Annotated in this window: 5 protein-coding genes; 4 read left to right on the forward strand and 1 reads right to left on the reverse strand. The window is 78.7% G+C overall.

Annotated features, from left to right (window positions below; all coding sequences use genetic code 11):
• Nucleotides 1-144: 144 nt before the first annotated feature.
• Nucleotides 145-1365 (reverse strand): L-2-hydroxyglutarate oxidase, encoded by a 1221-nt coding sequence (lhgO, locus tag AC3WUG_RS19340; RefSeq protein WP_492329155.1) that lies wholly within the window; start codon nucleotides 1363-1365, stop codon nucleotides 145-147.
• 158 nt (nucleotides 1366-1523) lie between these two features.
• Here lhgO and AC3WUG_RS19345 point away from each other — a divergent pair, with 158 nt between their 5' ends.
• The 4 genes from AC3WUG_RS19345 (at nucleotide 1524) to AC3WUG_RS19360 (ending at nucleotide 5011) form a co-directional block, all read left to right on the forward strand.
• Nucleotides 1524-2381 carry a glycosyltransferase gene (locus AC3WUG_RS19345; protein ID WP_492329156.1) on the forward strand — a complete coding sequence of 286 codons (858 nt, stop codon included), beginning with the start codon at nucleotides 1524-1526 and terminating at the stop codon, nucleotides 2379-2381.
• Nucleotides 2378-3538 (forward strand): glycosyltransferase, encoded by a 1161-nt coding sequence (locus tag AC3WUG_RS19350; RefSeq protein WP_492329157.1) that lies wholly within the window; start codon nucleotides 2378-2380, stop codon nucleotides 3536-3538. The genes AC3WUG_RS19345 and AC3WUG_RS19350 overlap by 4 nt, the downstream gene beginning before the upstream one ends.
• A gap of 1 nt (nucleotide 3539) precedes the next feature.
• A complete protein-coding gene (locus AC3WUG_RS19355; RefSeq protein ID WP_492329158.1) occupies nucleotides 3540-4058 on the forward strand; it encodes an acyltransferase in 519 nt (172 codons plus the stop codon).
• A gap of 83 nt (nucleotides 4059-4141) precedes the next feature.
• On the forward strand, nucleotides 4142-5011 hold the full coding sequence (locus tag AC3WUG_RS19360; protein WP_492329159.1) for a glycosyltransferase family 2 protein: 870 nt from the start codon (nucleotides 4142-4144) through the stop codon (nucleotides 5009-5011).
• The last annotated feature ends 19 nt before the right edge of the window (nucleotides 5012-5030 follow it).

Raw genomic sequence — 5030 nt, forward strand, 5'->3', positions numbered from 1 at the left:
GCCCGGCGCCGCAGCCGGCCCGGCGCCGCTGCCGGCGCGCGCGGGCGTCGCGGCGTCGCCGAGTCTCCGATCCCGGACTGCCTCGCGCGGGTCGCGGGCAGGCGCGGGACGGAGACTCGGCGACCGGAGCCCTCGCGCGCGGCGTCAGGCCGCGTGCGCCGCGGGCACGGCCGTGTCGAGCTGCTCGACGATGTGCCGCGCGATCTCCAGCGACGCGGTGGCGGCGGGCGACGGCGCGTTCAGCACGTGCACCTGCCGCCCCTCGGCCTGGAGCAGGAAGTCGTCGACCAGCCCGCCGTCCCGGCGCAGCGCCTGCGCGCGCACCCCGGCCGGCGCGGGCACCAGGTCGCCCGCCGTGATCCCCGGCACCAGCCGGGACAGGCTGCGCGCGAAGGCCCTGCGGGACAGCGACCGGCCGACCTCGGCGGCGCCGGGCACCAGGTTGCGCGCGGCGAGCCGCCACAGCCCGGGCCACGCGAGGCTGTCGGCGAGGTCGCGCGGCGAGACGTCGGTCCAGGTGTACCCCTCGCGGGCGAGCGCCAGCACCGCGTTCGGCCCGGCGTGCACGTGCCCCTCGATGCCGCGGGTGAGGTGCACGCCGAGGAACGGGAACCGCGGGTCCGGCACCGGGTAGATCAGCCCGCGGACCTGGGCGCCGGCCTCGGGGGTCAGCTCGAAGTACTCGCCGCGGAACGGGACGATCCGGGCCTGGGGCTCGAGCCCGCACGCCCGCGCGAGCCGGTCGGCGTGCAGCCCGGCGCACACCACGAGCGCGTCGGCCTCCCGGTCGGCGCGCGACGTGCGGATCTCCACCCGGCCCGGGGCGCCGGGGGCGTCCGGGACGGTGCGCGCGGCCAGCACCTCCTCGCCGAACAGGATCCGGCCTCCGGCGGCCTCGACGTCCGCGGCGAGCGCCCGGCACACGCCGGGGTAGTCGACGATCCCGGTGCTCTCGACCCGCAGGGCGGCGACCGCGCGCACGTGCGGCTCGTGCTCCCGGGCCTCGGTGGGCGTCAGCCGCCGGGCCGGCACGCCGTTGGCCTCCGCGCGGCCGGCGAGCTTCTCCAGCTGCGGCACCTCGGCGTCCGAGGTGGCGACGACGAGCTTGCCGCACACCTCGACCGGGACGCCCTTCGCACGGGCGTACTCGACCATCGAGCGCGCGCCGGCCGCGGCCATCGTCGCCTTGAGGCTGCCGGGCGCGTAGTAGAGGCCCGAGTGGATGACGCCGGAGTTCCGCCCGGTCTGGTGCAGCGCCAGGCCGTCCTCCTTCTCCAGGACGGTCACCTCGTCGCCGCGCGCGGCGAGCCGGGCGGCGACCGCCAGCCCGACGATGCCGGATCCGACGACGACGACGTGGCTCATGGCGCGCTCCTCGGTGCTGGGCCCTGGTCAGGGCGGTGCGGATCGGCTCGCCCGCACCGCGAGGCTAGCCGCCGGATCTGTCCCCTATGTCGCGTTTCACCCCAATTCACCCTTCGGGCGGTGCCCCCGGCGGGGGACGCCGACCTACGCTCGGGGCCATGACCCCCCCGAGCACGGTGAGTGCCGTCGTGTACTCCCGCAACGAGGCCGACCAGCTGCGCGACTGCCTCCCGCTGCTGGCCGGCTTCGACGAGGTACTCGTGTGCGACATGGGGTCCACCGACGACACCCGCGAGGTCGCGGCGTTGCACGGCGCGCGGGTCGTGCCGGTGCCGGACGCCCCCGTCGTGGAGGAGGTCCGCCAGCGCGGGCTCGACGCGGCGACCAGCGACTGGGTGCTGTTCGTCGACGCCGACGAGCACCTGCCCGCCGGGTTCCGCGCCGCGCTGCAGCCCGTCCTGGACCGGCCCGACGTCGCCGGCGTGCGGCTGCGGTACGACAACGTCGCCTACGGCCGGATGCTCGAGCACTCCCTGCAGGGCAGCGCGAAGTACGCCCTGCTCCGCCGCGGCCGCGCCCGCTACGCCGAGCCGGCGCTCGCGCACGTGCCGCCGGTGCTCGACGGGCCCGGGATCGACGCGCCGGACTCCGTGCCCGCGATCGCGCACCTCAACTTCCGCTCGGTCGGGCAGACCACCGAGAAGGTCCTCCGGTACGCCGCCAACAACCCCGGCCGGTTCACCCGGCTGGACGACCCCGTCCGGCTGGTGCGGGAGCTGCTGCGCTCCACCGTGTTCAGCGGCGCGTGGCGCGACGGCCGCGCCGGGTTCGCCGTCGCGGCGCTGCACACCTTCGGCCACCTGTACGGGTCGCTGCTCGAGGCCGAGCGCGCCGGCACCCTGACCCAGGACGTGCCGGCCCGGGACGCCCGGCTGCTCGGCGCCGTCGAGGGCGTGCAGCGGGCCGGGGTCGCCGCGCGCGACCGGGTGCGCCGGGCCGGGCGGGGGCGGCGGTGACGGCGGCGGCGCCCGCGGCGGCGACGCGGTACGTGCACGTCACCCGGCTGCCCCCCAGCCCGAGCGGCGTCGCCGCGTACGCCGCCGCCTTCCGCCCGGTGCTCGACGCCCTCGGCCCGACCGAGACCGAGCCGCTGCCGCCCGCCCCCGAGGCGTCCCAGTCCGCGGCGCTCGCCGTCCGGCTGGCGCGCCGGCTGGCCCGGCGCGACCCGGGCGCGGTGCTCGTCGTCGAGCAGGCCGGCCGGGGCCTCGCCGAGTTCTGGGCCGCCTGGTGGGCCGCCCGCCGCGGGCGCCGGGTCTGGCTGATGGTGCACGACGTCCCGGAGCTGTCGGGCGGGGCGTTCTTCACCACGCTGCTCGACCGCCGCGGCGGCCGCCGGGTCGCCGCGGCGCTGTCCGGCACCCTCGGGCGCCGCGCCGAGCGCGGCCTGCTGCGCCGCGCCGAGCGGGTGCTCTGCCTGTCGCCGTCCGGGGCCGCGGCGCTCGCGGCGGCGCACCGGCTGGACCGGCCCGTCGAGGCCCTGCCGCACGTCGGCACCGCCACCGACGACCCCGTCGACGGGCGCACCGAGGTCCTGGTGCCCGGATACGTGGCCGCGGCCGGGGACGTGCTGCCCCTGGTGCGCGCCGCCGCCGACCTGCCGGACGGCTGGGTGCTGGCGGTCGGGGCCTGCGGCGAGGAGACGGCGCGCGCGCTCGCGGCAGCCGCGGAGGCCGCCGGGACCGCCGACCGGGTGCGGCTGCTCGGCTTCCTGCCCGAGGCGGGCGTCCGCGCCGCTTTCGCGCGGGCGGCCGTCGTGGTGCGCTGGCGGCGCGACGGCTGGGGCGGGGGCGGGGCGCACGCGGTGAGCGGCCCGCTGGTCGCCGCCCTCGGGAACGGCTGCGCCGTCGTCACCAACGACTCCCGGGGCGCGGGGCACCTGTTCGACGAGGCCCGGGTGGTCGTCGTCGGCGACGGGGCGGCCGGCGAGCGGGCGCTGCTCGACGCCGTGCGGTCGCTCGTGGCCGACCCCGCCGACCGCCGGGCGCGCGGCGAGGCCGGCCGGACGCTCGTCCGGCGGGAGCACACGGTGGCGGCGCTCGCGGAGCGGCTGCGCGGCGGGGCGGTCGCCCCGGTGCACGAGCACGCGGGCGCGGCCCGCGGGGAGGACGGCTGACGTGGGGCGACGGGGCGAGCTCGTCTTCAACCGGGCGCTGACGCACGTGCCCAGCAACGAGCTGCGGATCCGCACGCTCCGGCGGCTGGGCGCGGACCTCGGCGAGCACGTGTACCTGTTCGGCGGGTCCGAGGTGCTCGAGCCGGGCAACCTGCGGATCGCCGGGCGCTGCCACGTCGGGCGGTTCTGCCAGATCGACGCGCGCGGCGGCATCGACATCGGCTACGACGTGGTCATCGCGAGCCACGTCCTGCTGGTCACCGCCGACCACGACCTGCGCGACCCCGGGTTCGCCGGCCGGCTCGGCCCGATCACCATCGGGGACCGGGCGTGGCTCGCCAGCCGGTCGACCGTCGTGCGCGGCGTGACCATCGGCGAGGGGGCGGTCGTGGCCGCCGGCGCCGTGGTGACCCAGGACGTCGACCCGTGGACGATCGTCGGGGGCGTGCCCGCGCGACCGATCGGGGACCGGCCGCGGGAGCAGCACTACCGCATCGACTACGGGCCCGAGCGGTACTGACGCCGCGCGGGCTCGCGCGGCCCGGTCCCCCTGTGATCTGCTACGGATGAGATGTCCCGGTCGTGGGCCACGCAGGGGGAACGATGACCGCAGCACGCCCGACCGCCGACGGCCCGCCCGGCGGCGACACCGCCGCGGTCCGCGGGCCCGACCTCGACGTGTCCGTCGTGATCGCCGCCCGGGACGCCGCGGCGACGCTGCCCGCGCAGCTCCACGCCCTCGCCGCCCAGGACCCGGCCTGCACCTGGGAGGTGCTGGTCGCCGACAACGGCTCGACCGACGGCACCCAGGACGTCGTCCGGGAGGCCGCCCGCGGCGCGGTGCCGGTGCGCCTCGTCGACGCGTCCGGGATCCGCGGCGCCGGCGCCGCCCGGAACGCCGGGGCGCGCGTGGCCCGGGGGCGGGACCTGCTGTTCTGCGACGCCGACGACGTCGTCGCGCCCGGCTGGGTCGACGCCCTGCGCGGGGCCCTCCGGGACGCCGACGTCGCAGCGGGCCGCCTGGAGTGGGAGCGGCTGAACAGCCGCGCGGCGCAGGGGTCCCGGGCGCTGCCGCAGGTCGACGGCCTGCAGTACACCGAGCCGCTGCCCCGGCTCGGCAGCGCCAGCTCCAGCAACCTCGCCGTCCGGCGGTCGCTGTTCGACCGGCTCGGCGGGTTCGACGTCCGCGCCCGCTACCTCCAGGACACCGACCTGTGCTGGCGCGCCCAGCTCGCCGGCGGGACGCTCGCCTTCGAGCCCGACGCCGTGGTGCACATGCGGCTGCGCGACGGCGTCGTCGGGGCCTGGCGCCAGGGGCGCGGCAGCGGGATGGGGCAGCGGTGGCTGGCCGCGCGGTACGCCGAGGTGGCGGCCCGCGCGGCGGAGGAGGACCCGGCTCCGGCGACGGACGAGGGCGCGGCCGGGGGGGGGTCTCTTCTACACCTCTCCGAGCCCACGAGACATGGCGCCTGATCTGGGGGGGGGGGGGGTG

The sequence above is a fragment of the Cellulomonas sp. EB106-03-03-XG116 genome, assembly GCF_058792015.1.

What these genes read in the sequence shown, in the direction of transcription:
- lhgO (WP_492329155.1), bottom strand. Translation starts at nt 1,365, where the DNA reads ATGAGCCACGTCGTCGTCGTCGGATCCGGCATCGTCGGGCTGGCGGTC.
- AC3WUG_RS19345 (WP_492329156.1), top strand. Translation starts at nt 1,524, where the DNA reads ATGACCCCCCCGAGCACGGTGAGTGCCGTCGTGTACTCCCGCAACGAG.
- AC3WUG_RS19360 (WP_492329159.1), top strand. Translation starts at nt 4,142, where the DNA reads ATGACCGCAGCACGCCCGACCGCCGACGGCCCGCCCGGCGGCGACACC.